Source organism: Simplicispira suum (assembly GCF_003008595.1).
Lineage (GTDB): Bacteria > Pseudomonadota > Gammaproteobacteria > Burkholderiales > Burkholderiaceae_C > Simplicispira > Simplicispira suum.
The window spans coordinates 1,656,095-1,677,128 of record NZ_CP027669.1 but is presented as its reverse complement, the minus strand read 5'-3'; the positions used below and the strand labels follow the sequence as shown (position 1 = coordinate 1,677,128).

16 protein-coding genes are annotated in these 21,034 nt (G+C 66.0%); 4 read left to right on the top strand and 12 right to left on the bottom strand.

Translation table 11 applies throughout. The features are described 5' to 3' along the window. Window positions 1-18 precede the first annotated feature (18 nt). Window positions 19-597, top strand: a complete 579-nt coding sequence (locus C6571_RS07835; RefSeq protein WP_106446185.1) for a hypothetical protein — start codon at window positions 19-21, stop codon at window positions 595-597. Between the two features lie 117 nt (window positions 598-714). Here C6571_RS07835 and C6571_RS07830 read toward each other — a convergent pair whose 3' ends face one another. Together C6571_RS07830 and C6571_RS07825 are read right to left on the bottom strand one after the other, a co-directional pair. Further along, a complete protein-coding gene (locus C6571_RS07830) occupies window positions 715-2,124 on the bottom strand; it encodes an aminopeptidase P N-terminal domain-containing protein (protein ID WP_106446184.1) in 1,410 nt (469 codons plus the stop codon). Next, a complete protein-coding gene (locus C6571_RS07825) occupies window positions 2,121-2,837 on the bottom strand; it encodes a nucleotidyltransferase family protein (protein ID WP_245901515.1) in 717 nt (238 codons plus the stop codon). The genes C6571_RS07830 and C6571_RS07825 overlap by 4 nt, the downstream gene beginning before the upstream one ends. A gap of 231 nt (window positions 2,838-3,068) precedes the next feature. Between C6571_RS07825 and tkt the strand changes: the two genes are divergently transcribed. Continuing rightward, window positions 3,069-5,102, top strand: coding sequence for a transketolase (tkt, locus tag C6571_RS07820; RefSeq protein ID WP_106446182.1), 2,034 nt, complete (start codon window positions 3,069-3,071; stop codon window positions 5,100-5,102). Window positions 5,103-5,135: 33 nt separating this feature from the next. Further along, a complete protein-coding gene (gap, locus tag C6571_RS07815) occupies window positions 5,136-6,137 on the top strand; it encodes a type I glyceraldehyde-3-phosphate dehydrogenase (protein ID WP_106446181.1) in 1,002 nt (333 codons plus the stop codon). 246 nt (window positions 6,138-6,383) lie between these two features. Here gap and C6571_RS07810 read toward each other — a convergent pair whose 3' ends face one another. The 4 genes from C6571_RS07810 to C6571_RS07795 form a co-directional block, all read right to left on the bottom strand. After that, window positions 6,384-8,360, bottom strand: coding sequence for an adenylate/guanylate cyclase domain-containing protein (locus tag C6571_RS07810; protein WP_106446180.1), 1,977 nt, complete (start codon window positions 8,358-8,360; stop codon window positions 6,384-6,386). After that, the gene (locus C6571_RS07805) at window positions 8,341-11,904 is read right to left on the bottom strand and encodes a tetratricopeptide repeat protein (RefSeq protein ID WP_106446179.1); all 3,564 of its coding nucleotides are present in this window, start codon (window positions 11,902-11,904) and stop codon (window positions 8,341-8,343) included. The genes C6571_RS07810 and C6571_RS07805 overlap by 20 nt, the downstream gene beginning before the upstream one ends. 642 nt (window positions 11,905-12,546) lie before the next feature. After that, entirely contained in the window at window positions 12,547-13,665 is a 1,119-nt protein-coding gene (locus C6571_RS07800) for an IS110 family RNA-guided transposase (protein WP_106446092.1), read from the bottom strand. Between the two features lie 89 nt (window positions 13,666-13,754). Then, the gene (locus tag C6571_RS07795; protein WP_106446178.1) at window positions 13,755-14,021 is read right to left on the bottom strand and encodes a hypothetical protein; all 267 of its coding nucleotides are present in this window, start codon (window positions 14,019-14,021) and stop codon (window positions 13,755-13,757) included. A gap of 116 nt (window positions 14,022-14,137) precedes the next feature. Between C6571_RS07795 and C6571_RS07790 the strand changes: the two genes are divergently transcribed. Next, on the top strand, window positions 14,138-15,136 hold the full coding sequence (locus tag C6571_RS07790) for an MDR family oxidoreductase (RefSeq protein WP_106446177.1): 999 nt from the start codon (window positions 14,138-14,140) through the stop codon (window positions 15,134-15,136). Between the two features lie 7 nt (window positions 15,137-15,143). Here C6571_RS07790 and C6571_RS07785 read toward each other — a convergent pair whose 3' ends face one another. The 6 genes from C6571_RS07785 to C6571_RS07760 all read right to left on the bottom strand — a co-directional run bounded on the left by C6571_RS07785 (window position 15,144) and on the right by C6571_RS07760 (window position 21,023). Next, on the bottom strand, window positions 15,144-15,449 hold the full coding sequence (locus C6571_RS07785) for a hypothetical protein (RefSeq protein ID WP_106448113.1): 306 nt from the start codon (window positions 15,447-15,449) through the stop codon (window positions 15,144-15,146). Window positions 15,450-15,548: 99 nt separating this feature from the next. Next, window positions 15,549-16,538 carry an FAD:protein FMN transferase gene (locus C6571_RS07780; RefSeq protein WP_106446176.1) on the bottom strand — a complete coding sequence of 330 codons (990 nt, stop codon included), beginning with the start codon at window positions 16,536-16,538 and terminating at the stop codon, window positions 15,549-15,551. Beyond that, window positions 16,519-18,711, bottom strand: coding sequence for a PepSY domain-containing protein (locus C6571_RS07775; RefSeq protein ID WP_170094818.1), 2,193 nt, complete (start codon window positions 18,709-18,711; stop codon window positions 16,519-16,521). The genes C6571_RS07780 and C6571_RS07775 overlap by 20 nt, the downstream gene beginning before the upstream one ends. 8 nt (window positions 18,712-18,719) lie before the next feature. Further along, a complete protein-coding gene (locus tag C6571_RS07770; protein ID WP_106446174.1) occupies window positions 18,720-19,196 on the bottom strand; it encodes a DUF2271 domain-containing protein in 477 nt (158 codons plus the stop codon). A 25-nt stretch (window positions 19,197-19,221) separates the two neighbouring features. Further along, entirely contained in the window at window positions 19,222-19,620 is a 399-nt protein-coding gene (locus tag C6571_RS07765; protein ID WP_106446173.1) for a PepSY domain-containing protein, read from the bottom strand. Window positions 19,621-19,640: 20 nt separating this feature from the next. After that, a complete protein-coding gene (locus C6571_RS07760) occupies window positions 19,641-21,023 on the bottom strand; it encodes a ferredoxin reductase family protein (protein ID WP_106448112.1) in 1,383 nt (460 codons plus the stop codon). Between the last annotated feature and the right edge of the window lie 11 nt (window positions 21,024-21,034).

Here is a 21,034-nt window from a genome sequence, read left to right as displayed (position 1 = left end):
GAAAGCCGAGGAAATACCATGAACTTCACCCGCAACCTCATCGCCCTGGCGCTTACCGGCCTGGTAGCCACCACCGGCATGGCCATGGACAAGGCCGAACACTCGGCTGCCAAGGACCGCATTTCGGCCAACTACAAAATGGCCAAGGAAAAGTGCGACGTCCTCAAGGACAACGCCAAGGACGTCTGCATGAAGGAAGCCAAGGGCACCGAAGACATTGCCAAGGCCGAACTCGAAGCCCAGTACAAGCCCAGCGACAAGTCGGCCTACAAGGTAGCCAAGGCGCGCGCCGATGCCAACTACGAAGTCGCCAAGGAAAAGTGCGACGACGCCGCTGGCAACGCCAAGGACGTCTGCAAGAAGGACGCCAAGGCTGCCCACGTGCGCGCGCTTGAAAACGCCAAGGTGGCGCGCGCCGAAGCCAAGCCCGCCGACAACATGAGCGAAAAACGCGCCGACGTGGCCGAAGCCAAGCAAGACGCTGCACACGAAAAGAACGAAGCCGACTACAAGGCCGCCAAGGAACGCTGCGACGCGCTCAAGGGCGCAGAGCAGGACAGCTGCGTGGCCGACGCCAAGCGCAAGTACGGCATGTAATTTGCCCGCCTGAACAAAGGAATCCCTCCCCAGGGACGGCGCCGGGCCCCACAGCGGGCCCGCCTGTCCCCTTCCACACCCCGCTCGGCCTGGCCGCAGCGGGGTTTTTTTGTGGCCTCAGCGAGACGCAGCCTCTTCCATCAACGCTTCAATCGCCTCGGCCGCCACCGGCACCCCGCGCGTGAGCAGCTCGCAGCCGGCGTCGGTCACGATGGCGTCGTCTTCGATGCGTACGCCCAGGTGGTGGAAGGCCTCGGGCACGTCGGGGGCGGGCCGGATGTAGAGACCGGGCTCGATGGTCAGCGCCATGCCGGCGCGCAGGATGCGGCTGGGCCGGTCGACGATGAGCTCGCCCGACAGGGGATCGCGCCGCTCGCTGGTCTGGCCTTGTTCGGCAGGCTCGACGTAGCTGCCGCAGTCGTGCACGTCCATGCCGATCCAGTGGCCGGTGCGGTGCATGTAGAAAGGGAAGTAAGCACGGGTTGCCACCACGTCCTGCGCGCTGGCGTGCTGGGCTTTGTCGAGCAAGCCCAGGTCGAGCAGGCCCTGCGCCAGCACCAACACCGCCGCGTCGTGCGGGTCGGTAAAGCGCGCGCCGGGCCGGGTGGCGGCAATGGCGGCTTCCTGGCTGGCCAGCACCACGTCGTAGAGCGCGCGCTGGGGACCAGTGAACTTGCCGTTGGCGGGGAAGGTGCGTGTGATGTCGCTCGCATAGCCGTGCAGTTCGCAGGCCGCGTCGATCAGCACCAGGTCGCCGCTGCGCACCTGCGCGCGGTCGGCGCGGTAGTGCAGCACGCAGGCGTTGGCGCCGGCGGCGACGATGGAGCCATAGGCGGGTGCTTCGGCGCCGCTTTGGCGGAACTCGTGCAGCAGTTCGGCTTCGAGGTGGAATTCGCGCAGGTCTTCGCCCGCCGCCAGCATGCGTGCCGAGCGCTGCATGGCGCGAATATGGGCACGTGCGCTGATGGCGCCGGCGCCCCGCATCAGGGCGATTTCGTGCGCGTCCTTCACCAAGCGCATTTCGTCCAGCAGCGCGCACAGGTCGCCTTGCTGCTGCGGGCACAGCGCGCCGTAGCGCACGCGCTCGCGCACCTTGGCCAGCCAGCCTTCGACGCGCGCGGCCAGGCCGTCGTGCGTGGCAAAGGGGAACCAGACGCGTTCGCGGTTTTCCAGCAAGCGGGGCAGGCGCGCGTCGAGCTCGCCCACGGGCAGCGCCGCGTCGACCCCCAGTGCGGCCACGGCGGCGTCGGGGCCCAGGCGGTAGCCGTCCCAGATTTCGCGCTCCAGATCCTTGGGCTGGCACAGCAGGGTGCTCTGGCCCTCAGCGGTCAGCACCAGCCAGGCATGGGGTTCGGCAAAGCCCGTGAGGTAATAGAAGTAGCTGTCGTGCCGGTACGGGAAGTCGCTGTCGCGGTTGCGCTGGCGTTCGGGTGCGGTCGGCACGATGGCGATGCCGCCAGGGCCAAGCTGGGCCGCCAGGCGCGCGCGGCGCTCGGCATACAAAGAGAGGGGCGGGGTGAGGGTCATGGTGACAAGGTTTCGGCGTTGAGGTCGACCAGGCGCTGCGGCGTACCCACATCGACCCAGCGGCCAGTGTGAAGTTCGGCCTGCACGCGGCCATTGTCCATCGCCCGGCGCAGCAGCGGTGCCAGTGCCGCGCGTACCCCTTGCGGGTTGCCGGGCGCAATATCGCACCAGGGCGGGGCAAACAGATCGCGGTGCAGCAGGGCGACGGTGCTGTAGGTGTAGCGGGGCCGTGGGTCGGCCTCCTGCAGGTTCAGCGCCAGGCCGGCGTCCGAGAGGCCAAAATCGCCGCGCGGGTGCTGCGGCGGGTTGGGCACCAGCCACAGGCGCGCCAGCGCGCCGCTGTGGCGAAAGGCGCGCACGGCTGCCGCGGCGAAGCCAAAAGCCGGCATGAACACATCGCCCGCCGCCAGCCAGAACACGTCCGAGTCCAGCAGCGGCAGGGCGCGTGCAATGCCGCCCGCTGTCTCCAGCGCGCCGCCAAAGTCGAGGCCTTCGTTGGAGTATGAAATTGATAGCTGCTCGCGCTTATCAGTCGTGCGCTGGAGGCCAAAAAAGCTTCCAAAATGCTCGGTAATCTGCTCGCCCAGCCAGGCGGTGTTGATCACCACGCGCGGCACGCCGGCGTGCGCCAGCGCGTGCAAATGCCAGGCCAGCAACGGGCGGCCGTGCACTTGCAGCAGGGGCTTGGGCGTGTGGTCGGTCAGCGGCCGCATGCGCTCCCCACGGCCGGCGGCCAGCAGCAGTGCGGGGGCCTGCTCTGCGTCTTGGTGGCGCGAAGCCGCCGAACCAGCAGGGAGGGGACTTGAGGGGGGCACAGGGAGGGTCACGCTTGGCACTCTAGTGCATCGTGCGGCGGTGCCGATGCCGCTGTGGAGAAGCGGTTCAAGGCACACCGTTAAAATCTGGGGTTTCCCCTCATGACCGTCCTGACCGGACCCGCCCCGATGGCCAACTCTGAACAAATGGCGAATGCGATCCGCGCACTCGCAATGGATGCTGTGCAACAAGCCAATTCCGGCCACCCCGGTGCGCCCATGGGCATGGCCGACATGGCGGTTGCGCTGTGGGGACGGCACCTGCGCCACAACCCGCTGGACCCGCACTGGGCCGACCGTGACCGCTTCGTGCTCTCCAACGGCCACGCATCCATGCTGCTCTACGCGGTGCTGCACCTGACGGGCTACGAGCTGCCGATCCAGGAACTCAAGAACTTCCGCCAACTGCACAGCAAGACCGCCGGCCACCCCGAAGTGGACGTGACGCCCGGCGTGGAAACGACCACCGGCCCGCTGGGCCAGGGCCTGACCAACGCGGTCGGCATGGCGCTGGCCGAAAAGCTGCTGGCAGCCGAATTCAACCGGGCCGGCCACACCGTGGTGGACCACCACACCTACGTGATGCTGGGCGACGGCTGCCTGATGGAAGGCATCAGCCACGAAGCCGTGGCACTGGCCGGCGCGTGGAAACTCGGCAAGCTGATTGCGCTGTACGACGACAACGGCATTTCGATTGACGGCCAGGTGGCACCCTGGTTCATCGACAACACGCCCAAGCGCTTTGAAGCCTGCGGCTGGAACGTGATGGGCCCCATCGACGGAAACAACGCCGACGCCGTGGACAAGGCCATTGCCAAGGCCCGCGCACCAAACGGCAAGCCCACGCTTATCGTCTGCAAGACGCGCATTGGCCAGGGCTCACCCAACCGCGCCAACACCGCCAAGGCGCACGGCGAGCCATTGGGCGCCGAAGAAATTGCTCTGACCCGCGCGGCCATTGGCTGGCCCTATGCGCCGTTCGAGGTTCCAGCTGAGGTCTATGCCGACTGGAACGCCAAGGAGGCAGGCGCCCAGGCCCAGGCCGAATGGAACCAGCGCTTTGCCGCCTACCGCGCCGCCTTTCCCGAGCTGGCGGCCGAATTCGAACGCCGCATGGCGGGCGACCTGCCCAAGCATTTCGCACAGACCGCGGTCGACGCCGTGGTCGACGCGCACACCAAGGGCGAAACCGTGGCCAGCCGCAAGGCGAGCCAACTGGCGCTGGAAGCCTTTACCGCCAAGCTGCCCGAAATGCTGGGCGGCAGCGCCGACCTGACCGGCTCCAACCTGACCAACACCCAATCCACAGCGCCGCTGCGCATGGACGCCAAGGGCGCGGTCGTAAAGAGCGAAGACGGCCACATTGGTCGCCACATCAACTACGGCGTGCGCGAGTTCGGCATGGCGGCGGTGATGAACGGCATTGCGCTGCACGGCGGTTTCATTCCGTACGGCGGCACCTTCCTGACGTTTAGCGACTACAGCCGCAACGCGATTCGCATGGCGGCGCTGATGAAGCGGCGCGTGATCCATGTGTTCACCCACGACTCGATTGGTCTGGGCGAAGACGGCCCGACGCACCAGTCGATCGAGCATGCGGCCAGCCTGCGTCTCATTCCCAACCTGGATGTGTGGCGCCCGGCCGATACGGCGGAAACCACCGTGGCCTGGGGCGTGGCGCTCTCGAACCGCAACAAGCCGACTGCGTTGCTGCTGAGCCGCCAGAACCTTCCGTACGCCCCCAAGCGCGATCTGGGCAACATCTCTCGCGGCGCCTATGTGCTGTCCGAGCCCGCCGACGTGGGCCTGAAGAAGAAAGCCCAGGCCGTCATCATCGCCACCGGCTCTGAAGTGCAACTGGCGCTCAAGGCCCAGCGCCTGCTGGCCGCCAAGAAGATCGCCGTGCGCGTGGTCTCCATGCCCAGTACCACCACCTTCGACAGCGAGGACGTGAAGTACAAAAAGGCCGTGTTGCCTACGGGCGTGCCCCGCATTGCCGTGGAAATGGGCGTCACCAGCGGTTGGTGGAAGTACGGCTGCGCGGCGGTCGTCGGCATCGATACCTTTGGCGAATCGGCCCCGGCACCGGTGTTGTTCAAGCACTTTGGTTTCACCGAAGAGAACGTTGCTGCCACCGTGCTGGCAGCCCTCAAACGCAAGTAATTTTTGGCAATCCCACCCTGGAGAGACTGAGCTATGGCAATCAAGATTGGTATCAACGGTTTCGGCCGCATCGGCCGCATGGTGTTCCGCGCTGCGGTGCAGAATTTTTCTGACATCGAGGTCGTGGCCATCAACGACCTGCTGGAGCCCGACTATCTGGCCTACATGCTCAAGTACGACAGCGTGCACGGCCGCTTCCAGGGCGAGGTGTCGGTGGAAGGCAGCAACCTCATCGTCAACGGCAAGAAGATTCGTTTGACACAGGAGCGCGACCCGGCAGCCTTGAAGTGGAACGAGGCCGGCGCCGACATCGTCATTGAAGCCACGGGCCTCTTCCTGACCAAGGAAACCGCGCAAAAGCACCTCGATGCAGGCGCCAAGAAGGTCATCATGTCGGCGCCGTCGAAGGACGATACGCCCATGTTCGTGCACGGTGTGAACTGCAAGAGCTACGCCGGCCAGGCCATCATCAGCAACGCCAGCTGCACCACCAACTGCCTGGCTCCCGTGGCCAAGGTGCTGAACGACAAATGGGGCATCAAGCGCGGCCTGATGACCACGGTGCACGCTGCCACGGCCACGCAGAAAACCGTGGACGGCCCTTCCAACAAGGACTGGCGCGGCGGCCGCGGCATTCTGGAAAACATCATCCCCAGCAGCACCGGCGCAGCCAAGGCGGTGGGCGTGGTGATTCCCGAGTTGAATAAAAAGCTCACCGGCATGTCGTTCCGCGTGCCGACGTCCAACGTCTCGGTGGTCGACCTGACGGTGGAGCTGGAAAAACCTGCCACCTACAAGGAAATCTGCGCCGAGATGAAGGCGCAGTCGCAAGGCGCGCTCAAGGGCATCCTCGGCTACACCGAAGACAAGGTGGTGGGCACCGACTTCATCGGCGAGACCTGCACCAGTGTGTTCGACGCCGAAGCCGGCATTGCGCTCGACGACACCTTCCTCAAGGTGGTCGCCTGGTACGACAACGAGTGGGGTTACTCGAACAAGTGTCTGGACATGGTGCGCGTGGTCGCGGCCAAGTAAGCGCTTCGCTTCCTGCAAAAGCCCGCCGCGCGCGGGCTTTTTTGTGCCTGTCGGCTTTGGCCCACACCGCGCTGCGAAGGCGGCCGGGCAAGGGGGCCCACCGGCGAAGAATGCAGGCGGTGAGAAAGCGGTGGATGGGCCGTCTACCCGAATGAAATATGGATAAAAAGTACCTCTATCGCTCTATCCATATGCATTGTTAGCTATCAAAATAGCATGAAAAATCCCTATGAATGTGCTGACTTGCTACAGCTTGTCGAGTGCTTGGGCCGCCGACCAATTCGCATCCTCGGCCAGATTACAGGCCGCATTCAAGCGCTCCAGCAGGCGCAGTGTGGCCAAGTCCCCTGGCAATGCCCGCTGCAGCGCTTCGAGCCCTGCTCTGGCGTGCGCCCACTCACGGTGCGCAAAGGCGTCCAGCGTATCGGCGCAAAGGCGGCACAGCGCAGCGTCGGCACAGGGCGTGTACACCCGGATCGCCTGGCTTTTCCCTTTCACGATGACCTCATCCAGCACACGCAGCAGCATGTTTGCGGGCAGCAGCGCCGCCGTGTCGCCCGAGAGCAGGATGCCGGTGCCAAACGCCTTGTTCGCGCCTTCCAGCCGCGCCGCCAGGTTCACCGCGTCGCCAATCGCGGTGTACGAAAAGCGCTCTGCTGAGCCCACATTGCCCACCACCACCCGCCCCGAGTGCACGCCAATGCGCATGGCAATGCGCGGCAGCCCGCGGCGCTCCAGCGCATCGCACAGATTGCCCATGGCCTCCTGCATGGCAACGGCAGCACGCACTGCGTGCTCGGCGTGGTCCACATCGTCAAGGGGCGCACCCCAGAAAGCCATCAGCGCATCGCCAATGTATTTGTCGATGGTGCCGCCACTGGCGTGCACGATGGGAGCCATGGCGCCAAAGTACAGGCCGAGCAGCTCCACCGTCTGCTCGGCGCTGAGTTGTTCTGAAAGCGTGGTGAATCCCGCCAAGTCGGTGAACAACAGGGTGACTTCGCGCGCCTCACCGCCCAGGCGCAGCAGCTCGGGCTCTGCAACAAGTCGCGATACCACCGCCGCAGGAACGTACTGCGAAAACATGGCGCGGGTTTGGCGCGCCCTCTGGCGCGTCTGCGCGTATGCCGTCAGCGCGCTTGCGCCATAGATACTGGCGGTCGCAGCCATGGGGAACAGCGGCGCAAGCCAGCGCCCGAATTGAAGAAACAGCAGCCAGGACAGCAGCGCCATGCCGCCGACAAGGCCTGCCGTCAGCAAGGCCACTGCGCCAGGGTGCCAGCGCAGAGTGGCGGGCAACAGCACGGTGAGTGCAAGCAGCACCAGCGCCAGCGACCACGCCTCGGGCACGAGGCGCAGACCATCACCAACGGCCCGGTTATCGAGCAGCGTGGCCTGAAGTTCCACGCCGGGGAACAGGCGCTCGCCACCCAGGGCCGCAAACGGCGAATTGAAGAGGTCGGCCTGGCTGTGCTGCAGCTCGCTGGCCGTCAGCGCAGAGCGGCCGATCAGCACCACCTTGCCACGAAAAAAACCTTCGGGCAGCAGCCCCGGTTCCAGCGCCTGGTAGTACGAGCGCGTGTCGAAGGTGCCGCGCGGACCTCGGTAGGCAATGAGGTTAGCGGACGACGCAGGGACTGCATGCCGCGTTGCAGCGCGGGCGAGCGCTGCAGAGAAGCTTCCCTCACTTTGCGGCATGCGGCGCACCACGAAATCGTCGTCAGGTTGCACCTCGGCGTTTCCGTACTGTGCACCGGCTGCGACGAAGGCTGGCAGTGGCAGCACGTCGGTCCAGAGCGTCGCGCTGGCGCTCTCGACCTTTTCGCGCGTTGCAGCCAGCACGACCGGCAGGCCCGCTGCCGCAGCCGCTGCCAACGAATGGGCAAACGCGGCATCCTGCTCGGGGGCGCTCGGGTCGGCAAAGACCACGTCAAAGCCCACAGCAGTGGCGCCGTCCTCGCGCAGGCGATCGAGCAGGCGCGCGTGCAGGCTGCGCGGGAACGGCCAGCGTTGCTGCACCTCCTGGAACGTCGGTTCGTCGATGGCGAGCAGCACCACTGGCAAGGTGCTGCGGTGCGGCGCGGCCAGCGAGGTCCAGAGGTCGAAGGTTTTGAACTCCAGCGCGTGCCATGGGCGGCTGAGCGAGGCCGCGCCGACCAGCAGCAGCGCCAGCAAGGCCGCGCCGAGCAAGAGCGCAAGGCGCTTAAAACCGATAGCGCGCATCGAGCACGTAGCGGGCCTTCTGGCGAGCCGATTTGGGACCGAACAGGTTGAGCGCACCCACACCGACGAGCCAGTGTTTGTCGCTCGATTCCCAGAAACCGACCAGGTCCAGGCTCCAGCCAGGGGGACGGCGCGTGAGGTTGCTCGCGTCCTCAAAGCGCTCGGATCGGTACACGGCGCGGCCGCTTACGTACAGGCGCTTGCTGCTGGCCCAGGTGCTGCCCAGTGCCAGGGTGTGGCGGGGGATGTACGGGATAAATCGGGTGTTGGCTACGAGATTGGCTGTCTCGGAAAAGTAGTCGGTTTCGCTGTGCTGGTATTGGTATTTTCCGTAGACCGACCATTGGCGATTCACCATGTGGTTGACGCCTGCGGCAAGCGCATTCAGCGTGCCGTGGTGGAAGCTGGGGGTGTCTTCCAGCAGGTCGGTGCTGGAGAGGTTGACGAGCTGGGCGTTGCGCATCTCTTCCAGAAACGGCAGGCTGGGCGTGCGCAGGTCCACGCCCAGCGTGTCGGGGTTGCGCAGCTGCAGGTGGTCGGCGCGGGCGCTCACAAAGGTATTGGCGCCCAGCTCCTGGCTCCACTGCGCCACCAGGCGTTTGTGTCTTCCGCCGGCTTCCACCAGCCGGTCTTCTACCGCGATGCCAGCGGTCTCCACGCGGGTCAGGGTGGAGACGCTCAGGGGGCGCAACCAGTCCTGGTACGCCAGGCGCAGCGTCGCGCCGGGTGCTGGCTGCATGACGACGCCCAGGCGCGGTGTGAGGGCTCGCTCGGTGTCCTTGCGCTGGGCAGTCTCAATATTCTCGAATCCGGAGGTCGCCAAGCGCAGGCCGCTGGCGCCGTTCACGCGTTGGTGAATCTGTTGCAGCGCTACCGCGCCGTCGATCTTCAGCGCCGGGGTCAGTTGCTTCTGCCCGTCCAGCGTGAAACCGGTGTAGCGACGGTCAATGGCGTTCAAGCCGCCGAAATACACGACGTCCGAGAACGTCTGCCCCCCTTCGACCGTGCTCAAAATGCCTGCACCCAAGGTTTCGCTGGCCTGGTTTTCTTCCACATGCTCCAGCGCCAGGCTCCAGCGCGTACCCGGTTCCAGATCGACGCTGTGGCGCAGTTGCAGGTCGCTCAGAGTTTTTCGGGGATTTGCAGACACGCCGGCAACGCCCGCAAGCGGTCCCAACTCGAAGAGGGTCGGAAAGCTCGCAATGCGCATGTTTTCCAGGCCACGCCCCAGCTTGAGCCAGGTCTGCTCGGTCGGGCTCCAGCGATAGGACAGCCCCAGCACGCCCTGCTGCGCGGTTTTGTCCACCTCGGTGGCAGACAGGTTGTGGGCCCGCAACTTGATGCCCGTGTGGTTGGCATAGGCGAACAGGTTGAGCTGCTCATTCGGCTGCATGCCCAGTCCAATGGTGAGCACATCAGCATCTGCATCGGCCGTGCCGCTCGGGTCGTACGCCGCCGGTTGGTTGGTGACGCCGACATCAATCGGAAAGTGGCCGCCTTTCGCCTTCTGCGCCTTCAAGAACCACGCAATGGGCCGCTGCCGGTTGTCCATGCCGTTGAAGGTGACCGAGGGCGCACTGAGCTTATAAAACTCCTGCTCATGCAACAGGTCCACGGTTCCATGGGCACCGGGCTTTTGCAACAAGGACGAATAGCGCGGGCTGGCGCCAAACGCCATCGGGTCAGTAAGAAAGCCCTGGAACAACTCGGAGTTTTTATTGAATTCACCCCGATAGCGGTCGGCCAGAAACAAATGGCTCGCGCCCCAGTAAGGCGAAAAGCTCTGCTGCGCCAGCTCCAGGGCCCAATCTTCCATACCGAAGAAGGCGAGCGATGCGCCCAGGTTGGCACTGCCCTTTTGGTCGTTGGCAAGCTGGTTGAGTGATTTCAAATAGGGCATGCGCGTGACCGCCGAGCGGGCCGCCTGCACGGCCTCACCGGGCTGGAACAGGTCGGTGTAAATCTGCGCCAGCAGCATGTAGGGGACAGGGTCCTTGTCATCCAACACGCTGGCCTGCCGCAGCGTGCTGATGGCGTCCTGGTGGCGGTCCAGTTGGTAGTAGGCGACGGCAGTCCAGGTGCGGGCGCGGGCGTAGCGCGGCTCCATCACCCCGGCGCGCAGGAAGGCCTCGAGAGCAGCCTGCGGTTGCCCTTGCTTGAGGCGCAGCAGCCCCAGGCCGGTGAGCGCGACGTAGTCGGCGGGCTGATCGTCCAGCGCGCTGGCAAAGGCGGATTCGGCCTCGGCGAAACGATTGGAAAACGTTTCCAGCGTGCCGCGCTCGCCCTGCGCACCCACCACATGCGGGTCCAGCGCCAGAGCCTGCTGCAAATTCTTGCGAGCCGGGCCGGTGTTTTCGCGCTCGGTGTACACGCTGCCCAGGCCCAGCCAGCCGCGCGCGTCTTGTGGCGCCAGCGCCGTCGCATCGGCGTAGGCAGCCAGTGTGGCCGGTGCGTCGCCCTGCCGACGCGCCAGCGCGGCGCGGGCAAGGGCCAGCTCGGGGTTGGCCACACCCTGCGCCGTAGCCAAGGTGGCCTCTGCATCGGGCACGCGGTCGGTCAGCAATTGGGCACGCGCCAGCTGCGCCAGCAGGGCCGGGTGCGCGGGCCATTGCTGCAAGGCGCGCTCAAGCGTGCGGATGGCGTCCGCGCCTTCGCCGTCGATGAGCAGCAGGTCGGATTGCATGAGCCAGACCGGCAGTGGCGCTTGGCCCTGCAACTGGCGTGCCAGCAGGTCGCGGGCACTGCGCCAGTCCCCGGCTTGCAATGCAATGGCCGCTTCCATCGCGGCGGTCCACTGGGGTGGGGCGCTTGCGCGTGCCCGCGCCAGTGCGGTGCGCGCGGCGTCCAGGTCGTGGGCAGCGAGCGCAGCGCGCACGGGCTCTAGCGCCGCAGGCAGTGGCGTGGCGGCCAGGTGCGGCAAAGGGTCGGCCTGCAGGGCGTTGACCCATTGCACGCGGTCCCGTGGCTGGCCCAGCACCAGCTTGATAGGGGCCTTGCCCACTTCGGCGTAAGCGGCCTCGTTGGCGCCAACGGCGATGCGCCCCTGCTCGTTGCCGAAATCCACCGTGCCCGAGAGCACCGTGAGCAGGGTGCGGCCATCGGGTTCTACACGGATGTCCCAGTCGGTTCCCCGGATGGCAGCGGTGGCAGCCGGGGTTTCCATTTGCAGGGAGCTGCCCGTGGGGCGGCGCGTCTGTGTCCAGGCGCGGCCTGCGTCCAGGCGCAGCGTGGTGACCGGCTGGCCCGCCGTGGCGATGGTCTTGACCTGCAGCACCGTGTTCTGGTGCAGGCGCAACTGAGTTTCGTCGGCAAACAGCAGCGCCATGCGGGCGGCCTCGCGGGTGCGCACAAAGTCTCCGGCCGACAGCACCTGTGCGGGTCGAGCGGGGTGCCATTCAGGCGTACTGGCGGCGCGTTGGTCGCCCTGGCCCTGCAGGCTCACGATTTCAGCGGCCGCGCCTGCGGGCACCGCCGCCAGACCGGGAAGGGAAATGGCACAGGCCAGCAATGCGGTCAGGGCCACTTGGGTGGGTCGTGGAGGCATGGGGCATCTCTCCGGAAGGCGGGGAACGGGAAGTCATGCGATGGTCGCGCTGTTTCTTGCGCCTGCGTGAGAGGGTAAAACCCCAAGCAATCGGGCATTCGACGCACGCTGTCCTCATGAAAACGGACCGAGTTTGCGCTAGGACATGGCGTTTTTGGCAAAGCGAAAAGGGCCGTTCGATAGATAGGACGCAGCGCGCCATCGGCAGGCGCATGAAGCCATCCAACTGAGAGTGTCAACGCGCGCTTCCCATGCCCACGAACACCCGCCTGGCGTTTGCCCGTCGGGACAGCATGGGGCTTGTGGGCGGCGGCGTGACCTGAGTGGGCCGATGCCGAAACCGGTGACCGCTATCTCAAGACAACCAGACACCTCATATGGTCGCCATTGTCAATACTGGCAGTGTCTGGTTCTGGGTGTGATCTCAGGATCGATCAGGTGATACGACACGAGCGTTTGCAGCGACGATGAATCAGACTCATATCCGCGGATTGGTTACCAGCACTTCATCGATTCGTCGCGGGCCTGCCTCGCTCTAGGGTCGGGGATCTGCCTTGCGGTGCCCTTATAGGAGTTCCGAGGGTTGCCCTATCGTTGCTCGTATCGCATCGCCAGATCGATCCTGTTGCGTGTTATGTCCTTTCAGTTTGCCTGACCATGCTCGCGCTGCGCCTGCATGCCGATGGCCCAGATGAAGCCTGCCAGCTCCCTTGCAACTGCTATGCAGGCTTTGTTGACCTGCAAGCCACGCGCATTCAACGCAGCAAAGCGCTGTGTCAGCCGCAACTGCGCCGTCCAGGCCATTCTTCGTATCGGCTCGGACAGCGCTTGTTGTCGAATCTGCGCTTGTTTGCCGATGCGCGCCTTGAAACGGTAGTTCCAGGCAGCTTCGGTAAGCAGCCGGCGTGCATGCGCGTTGCCCGTCTTGGTGATGCTGCCGCGGCTTGTGCGCTCGCCACTGGAATGTTCTGACGGAGTCAGTCCAAGATAGCCCATGAGCTTGCGTGGATGGGCAAAGCGCCCCAGGTCTCCAATCTCTGCCACCAGGCCAATCGCCGTGATCGCGGCGACACCGCGCAGTGCCTGCAGCGCACCAACCACCGGCTCAAAGCGCCAGCCAGTGATTGAGCTCTCCAACGCCTTGGTCAAGCGCTCAACGCGATCATCTGCAGCGGTGACGGCTTGCCAGTATTCAGTGAACGCTGTCTGCGCGGCACCAACGCCAAAGTTCAGCGTCCCTAGCCAGCGGTAGTAGGCGCCGCACCACGAGGTCTTGCCGGTGTAGCGCACGTCGTGACGCAGGAGAAAGCCCTTGAGTTGGTGGCGGGCCTGGACGCGGCTGTTGACCGCGTCTTCGCGTGCCCGTGAGAGGTCACGGATCGCTTCGTCTTCTGGTTCGGGAATCCATACGGCGCTCAGCTGGCCAGCTCGAGAGCACTCGGCCAATTGAACGCTGTCACGCCCGTCGGTCTTGACTCGATCGCCTGGACGTCGCGGGATCTGCGAGGGGGCGATGATCTCGCACAGGTAGCCCCTGCTGTGCAAGGCACGCTGAAGGCCAAAGCCGGTAGGCCCGGCCTCGTACACGATGTGCAATTGATCGGCGTTGCCGACCTTGGCCAGCACTTTGAGCAGCTTGTTCACATCGTGCGTGACCTTGCCTATTAGTCGCCCAGGCATTCGGCCGGACTCGGCCGCTGCGATGCTGATGCTGTCCTTGTGGACGTCCAAGCCCACATGAATCTTGCTACGCTCTTTCATGGTCGGTCTCCTTGTGTTGCTGACGACGCAAGTCACAGCATGTAGCGCTACGTCCTTGGACGCAATCTACGATGGTGGAGACCGGCCGCCTACCTTCTGGCGGCGACCATGATGTCTAGTGCGGCAAAAAAACCACCGCCGAGCATCAGGGCGGCGGACAAGGACTCATCCGTCCATTCACGCGCCAGCAACTCGCGCAGGCCGATGCCGAAACCGGTGAGGACCTTGCCGAGGCCACCGGTGAGGCGGTAGTTGTTGAGATGGACGTGGCCCTTGTCGTCGGTGATCAGGCGCAGATAGCCGGCCAGAAAGAGCAGGCATCCGATCACGAGCACAGCAACGGTGGTCCAGTGCATTGGAGCGAGCTTAACAAGCCCTGGGCGCTCCCACCGTATCAGTCAGCCACCGTCACCGCCGCTGCATCCGATGCACAGCGCAGGTAGCATGACCGTTTTGCGAAGGAGAACCTTCTATGTCCGATACCTTCACCGCCCTGGTCATTGAAGAGCACGAGGGCAAGGCGCGCAGCGTCTTCAGGCAACTCCGCCTGGCCGACCTGCCGGACGACGATGTGCTGGTTGAGGTGCAGTACTCGGCCCTGAACTACAAGGACGGATTGGCGCTTTCAGGCAACCGCAACAAGGTGGCGCGCAGCCTGCCCATGGTGGCAGGCGTGGACCTCGCGGGGACGGTGATCGAGTCGCGTTCGCCGCTGTGGAAAGCGGGCGATCCGGTGGTGCTCAACGGTTTTGGCCTGTCAGAAACGCACTGGGGAAGCTTTACGCGGTACCAGCGGGTCAAAGCCGAATGGCTGCTGCGTTTGCCCGATGCCTTCACACCCCTGCAGGCCATGGCCATTGGTACCGCCGGCTACACCGCCGCGCTGTGCGTCGATGTACTGGAGCGCTGGGGCCACGCACAGCCGGGCAGGGGCCAGGTGCTGGTGACCGGCGCTGCGGGCGGCGTGGGCTCGGTCGCGATCAGCCTGCTCGCCAAGTGCGGCTACCACGTCACGGCCTCCACTGGCCGGCCCGAAACCCACGACTATCTGCGGGGTTTGGGCGCCAGTGCATTTATTGACCGCGCCACTCTGCAAGGTCCGGTGCGTCCGCTACAACGTGAGACTTGGGCGGGCGCCGTGGATTCGGTAGGAAGCACCACCCTTGCCAACGTGCTGGCGCAAATGGAATACGGCGCGGGTGCTGCAGCCTGCGGCCTGGCCAGTGGCATGGACCTGCCTGCCACCGTGCTGCCGCACATTCTGCGCAGCGTGGCGCTGCTGGGAGTGGATTCGGTGATGGCGCCGATGCCTGCACGCCACGCCGCGTGGCAGCGCCTGGCACGCGATCTGGACCCGGCGCACCTGGAAGCCATCACCACCGTAGAGCCCATGAGCCGCCTGCCGGAACTGGCAGGCGCCATTCTGGCGGGGCAGGTGCGCGGGCGCGTGGTGATTGACGTGACGCGCTGAGCAGCGCTCAGCTTTGTTCTGCCGCGATCCAGCGCAGGCCCTTGCCCCGGCTGTAGTAGTAGTCGCCTTGCGGACTGATCACAACCGCACGAGGATCTGTTGGATCGGTGAAATAGCGCCAGCCATAGGCGGGTGAATCAGGAGCAGCGTCGTTGGCTACCACCTTCATCCGATGGTCAAACCCGGTATCTGCAGCGCGCGTCTCTGACGCGTGCTGGCGGTCGCTTCGTTTGTCGCGATCACCTGCTAGCACAGGGGCGCTGATGGCCGCTGCCAGTAGGGCGATGGAGGCGAGAAGTGCGGTCGGTTGCATGGTGATCTCCTTTGCGTAGGTATGCAGTCCTTGGCGACTGTGTGCACAGTTTGCGCTTGCGCTGATGAATCGCTGCTGAACGGCATGTTGCACTGTCGTTCATGCAAGGCTTGGCCGTGCGCCGCATGCGCCGAACCGCCCCAGCCCCATCTCCACCAGCCCTTCGGGGCGGCGCAGCAGAAACAGCGCTTCCAGCCCTCTGCGCTGCGCCAGGGCAAGGCCCTCGCCGGGGCCGGCCACCAGCAGGGCGGTGGCCCAGGCGTCCGCCTCCATGCAGGTGTGCGCCAGCACGGTGACCGAGGCGACGGCGTTGTTCACCGGCGCAGCGCGGCGCGCGTCCATGGTGTGCGCAAGGCGCGCATCGCCCACCTCCATGTAGTGCCGGTAGTCGCCCGAGGTGGCCACGGCCAGGTCCTGCAGCTCGATCACACCCCGTACCGCGCGGCGCCCGGCCTCGGGCGATTCGAGCGCCACCGCCCAGGGCGCACCGCTGGCCTGGTGGCCCACGGCGCGCAATTCCCCATCGAGCGCCGCCAGCGCATGGCGCACTCCGTGCTGTTGCAGCACGGCAGCCATGCGGTCCACCGCATAGCCCTTGGCAATGCCGCACAGATCGAGCTGCACGGGAGCACGCTTGCGGGCGCGGCCTGCTGCAGGGTCGATCTCCAGGCTCTCGCGCATCGGGCACGGCGCAGCCTGGCGCACGGTGTGGATCGCTGCGGCGTCGGGTGCATCGCGCACCGCACCAAAACCCCAGGCATCGACCAGCGCCCCGACGCAGGGGTCAAACGCGCCTGCGCTTTGGCGGTGAATGTCCATGGCGCAGGTCAGCACTTCCAGAATTTCAGGCGGCAGGTCCACCCAGGCGTCCACGGGTGCGCGGTTCAGGCGCACCAGGTCGCTCTCCGGCTTCCAGGGGGACATCTGCGCGTCCACCTGCTGCACCGCCGCAGCAAGGTTCTGGCGCAGGGCGTCCAGGTCCAGAGCGGCGTCACAGTCCACGCTGGCAGACCAGCGCGTGCCCATGGTCGGGCCGTGCAGGGTGGCGCGCTGGCAGGGCGCGGCAGCGTCAGAAGACATCTTCGGCATAGCGCTCTTTTGCTTTGAGCTGCGCCACGCTCAAGTGCAGCGGCGCAAGGATGGCGTCCAACGCCTCGGCCACGCCCTTGGCCATGGCGCGGCTGCCGCAGACGCGCACCAGGGCACCCTGGGCCAGCAGTGCGCGTACGCGCTCGGCGTCGCGGCGCAGGGCATCCTGCACATAACCACCGCCTTCGGGGATGCGCGAGAACACCGTCTGTACACTTGCCAGCCGCCCTTCGCCCAACCAGCGCTGGATTTCGGGGCCAAAGTAAAAGTCCTGCGCCGGATCGCGCCCCCCAAAATACAGGTGCATGGGTGTGTGCCGATCGTTGCGACGGATGAAACCGGCCAGCGGCGCCACGCCCGTGCCCGCCCCGATCAGCAGCACCGGGCGGCGTGTACGCGGCAGTGCAAAACCGGGATTAGAGCGGATGAAAGCGGCAATGCTGTCCCCCGGTTGCAGGCCCAGCAAATGCGTAGAGCACAGGCCACCCGGCAACAGGCGCACGCAGATTTCCAGAAACCCATCCTGCGAGCCCGACGCCAGCGAGTAATAACGCGGCACGGCCGAGCCAGGCGCCAGGATGCCCACCAAATCGCCCGCCGCAAAGTGCCCCAGGCGGGCGCCGCCGCCCTGCGCGGGCCAGGCAAAGCGCAGGATGGCCGTGGGCTCGTCGCTGTGCTCTCGGTAGCCCTGGCGCGCTACAAGCGTGAGCGCGGTGGTGGACGGAACGCGCGGCACATAGTCGAGCACCAGGGGTTCGCCCAGTGCCTGCGCCAGTGCCTGGCCCCAGCGGGTGAACTGCTGGCTCGATTGCTGGTGGATGCATTCGAGCGGCAGCAGCGCAGGCCAGCCGCGCGCGCGCAGGGTCTGCTCCAGTGCCTCGGCAAAGGCGCAGAAGGCCGGGTACTGCCGGTCGCCAAAGCCCAGCACCGTCACCGGCACGGCGCTGGTGGTCAATTTTGCGATGCGCTCGAGTGCGTCTTTGGCGTGCGCCGGGGCCTGGCCTTCGCCATAGGTGGCGGCGAGCACGAACACCTGCCGCGTGGCGGGCGCGGTCTGGAAATGCTCCAGGGCGCCGGTATGCACGCGGTGCCCGCTGTGGATCAGCGCATCCTGCAGCGCCTGGGCAAAACCCCAGGTGCTGCCGCCTTCACTGGCGACAAAGATAAGCACGTCAGCCTGTGCCAGCGGGCTGTTGCCGGTGATCTGCAGTGTCTGGCTGCGTACTTGCCACCAGATGACCACGCCCGACAGCCAGAACAGCAGCACGCTGGCCCCCACGAGCCCGAGCACCACGGCCCAGGGCCAAGCCGACTCACCGGTGTGCAGCACCAAAGCCCAGTCGTAGATGCGCTGTGCAAAGGTGGCGTCTTGCCAGGCCAGCATGTTCCCGGAGTAGCGATCCACCCAGCCTTCACCCTGAAGAGTGGCGACGCTCCAGATGTCTTCGGGGTCGGAAGCGTCGGGGAAATTCAGCTTGCGCAAGTCCCGGACGGCGAGGTTTTGCAGCGCAGAGAGCTGCGCCCCAGGCAGGGCGGTCTGGCCAGTGACCACAGAGACCACATCGGGCTCGGTCCCGGCGTCCAAAGTCACCAGCCCCAGGGTCGAGGCGCTCATAGTGAGCGCGGTGAGGGATGTCAGGCACAGCACCGCGAGCACCACCCGACCGGTGACGACGTGGATGCGCTGTGCCAGCGAGCCCCGCACCCGCGCGCCCAGGCGCCGCCAGCCACCCATGCGGCGCAGCAGCAGAACCAGGGCCGAGATGCATATCAAGCCCATAGCCAGCGCAATACCCGCCGCACCCCAGCGCCCGGCGTCGCCCAGCAGCAGCGAGCGGTGCAGGCTTTTCACCCAACGCGGCAGCGCCGAAGGCTGCCAGGCGCCCAGCACCCGACCATCGGCCGGGTCCACGTAATGCGCCTGCGCCTGGTCGCCGCTAAAGCTGAACACCACGATGGCGCCGGAGGGCAGATGGCGGATTTCCTCAATCCCCGGCACCGTACCCGCCACGCGCTCCACCAGCGTGGCCACCGACAGATCGCCGGGCGCCGCAGGCGCCTGCCACGATTGCTGCACCGGGTCGAACGCCAGGATGGCGCCGGTGAGGCCCAGCACCAGGGCCAGGGCGCCTGCCGTCAGACCCAGCCAGCGGTGGATGGCCTTCCAGCCCACGCGCGCCATTACTGAAGTTGGAAGGTCAAGGACTGGATGTACTGCTTGCCGGCCTGCGGTTTGCCGGCGTTGCCGGTGGTCAGCGGTACGCGCACTTCCGACGGGCTGTCGCGCATGTCTTCTGCGGCGGCGTCAATGCGGATTTCGTAGCCCGCATCCATCAGTGCATCGGCCAGGTCGGCCGTCACCTTGAGCGTGCGCCCCGCGCCCACACTGGCACCGGTCACGCCATTGAGGCGCTTGGCGTCACCGGCCGAGAGGCGGCTCCAGTCGGACAGGTGCTTGTAGTACTTGGCCTTGCCGCCGGCCACCCACAGCGTGCCGGCATAGGCGCCCTTGGCATCGGCCAGGTACACGGCCAGGTAGGCGCCGTCGCCGCCATAGTTTTTGAGCTGGGTCGTCAGCGTGACCTGGCGGCTGTGCGCCAGGGCGGGCACGGCCAGCGCACAGGCGGCGGCCAAAACGGTCAAAAGAGGTTTGGACATAGGGTTGCTCCGATTAAAAAAGGGTTTACTCGATCTGGCCGCGCGGCGCGGTGCCAGGGGCGAACAGGGGCGATGGGGCGGCAGCGCCGCCCGGTTGCGGCTCGGCGTGCTCACGGTCACGGCCGCGCTCCCGGTCGCGCTTGCGGTCCCGTTGCTTGAGCTTCAACACCTTCAGAGTTTCCGGGTCGATCTTGGCCTTGAAGCTGCGGCCCTGGCGGTCGGTGCCGCGAATCTCGTAGCAGCCGTCGTCGATCTTCAGCCGCTGGATCTGCCAGCCTTTCCGGTCCGCCATCTGGCGTACCGCTTCGCGGGATTGCCAGCGCTCTACCGGCGCATCGCAGTCGTCATCGGCAAATGTCGGCAGGGCTACCAGGCCCAGTGACAGTGCCAGCAAGCCACTGCGCAGGAAGGGATGGTGTTTCATGGGGGCTCCTTTTCAACAAGTTAACGCATGGCAAACGATTCACGGTGCAGGCGCCAGCGGCTGGGGCCGCGTGCGTGCTGGTGCAGGGCGTCGCCCAGGCCCTGGGGGCCGCAGAACCAGATATCCATGGGACCGGGTTCGGCTTGCAAGTCCCTTGGCGTGAGGCGCTGGCCCTCGGCCTCGTTGTGCACCGTGAGCGGCACCGGCGGTTGGGCCTGCGCACACAAGGCTTGCAGGCGCGGCAGCAGCGGGTCGCGCCGGGCGTCGCGTGTGCAGTAGTGCATGTGCACGGCGGCGGGGTCACGGCCCTTGCTGGACCTGCCGGGTTGGCGGGCCTCCAGCAGCGCAAAGAAGGGTGTCACGCCCACGCCCGCCGCCACCCACACCTGCTGGCGGCGGCGCGAGCCCTTGCCATGAAAGCGGCCGTACGGCCCTTCGATGTCCACGCGCTGTCCGGCGTGCAGGCGCCGGTGCACGGTGCGGGTGTAGTCGCCCAGCGGTTTGATCACCAGGCGCAGCAGCGGCTCGCCCTCGGGGGTGTTGCCCAGCGCGTGCGGTGCACTGGCAATGGTGAAGGGGTGGGCGCCTTCCGCAGCGTCAAAGCGCACAAAGACGAACTGTCCCGCGCGATGCCCCGGCCAGCTCGGTGGCATGGCGCAGATCACCTCGACGGGCGCGCCCGTAGGCGCATCGCCCAGCACGGTGACTGCCTGAATGCGCGCCGCATGGCTGCGCGAGCGCCCCACCCAACCCGCCAGCGACCAGACAGCGGCCAGGCTGCCCAGCGCCAGCAGAGAACCCATCAGCAGTCCCAGAGGCAGCGCCCAGAAGGTGAGCGGCATCAAGGCCACCGTATGGAGCACCAGCGCGAGGAACAGCACCGGCATGGCGCGGTGCAGGATGCGCCAGTGCTTGTAGGGCAGCAAGCGTGAAATCAGCGTGAGGACCACCATGGCCAGCAGCAGGTAGAAGGCCCACTCGCCCAGGTCTTTGGCAAAGCCGCGGGCATCGGTCAACCAGGGCAGCACGGCGTCGTGCTCAGGCCTGCCAGCGCGGCCCCACAGGGCTTTCATCCAACCACTCGATTCCTTGGCGCCCCAGTGCACGATGGCAGTGAGGGCGGCGCCGATGCCCGCCCATTTGTGCAGGCGATAGACCTGGTCCATGCCGCCCAGCAGGCGGTCAAACAGCGGCAGGCGCAAGGCCAGCAGCATGACCAGCGCCATCAGGCCGATGCTCCATAGCCCGCTCACGTAAATCACATGCTGGCGCAGCTGCCACCAGCCCACGGCGGCGCCTTGCGCATCGACCAGGGGCGACACCCCCAAATTGGCCGGCGCGACCGCCATCCATGCCAGGCTGATGCCCAGCAACCAGATTCCCAGTGCCACTTTGCTACGCATGAGGTCCTTCC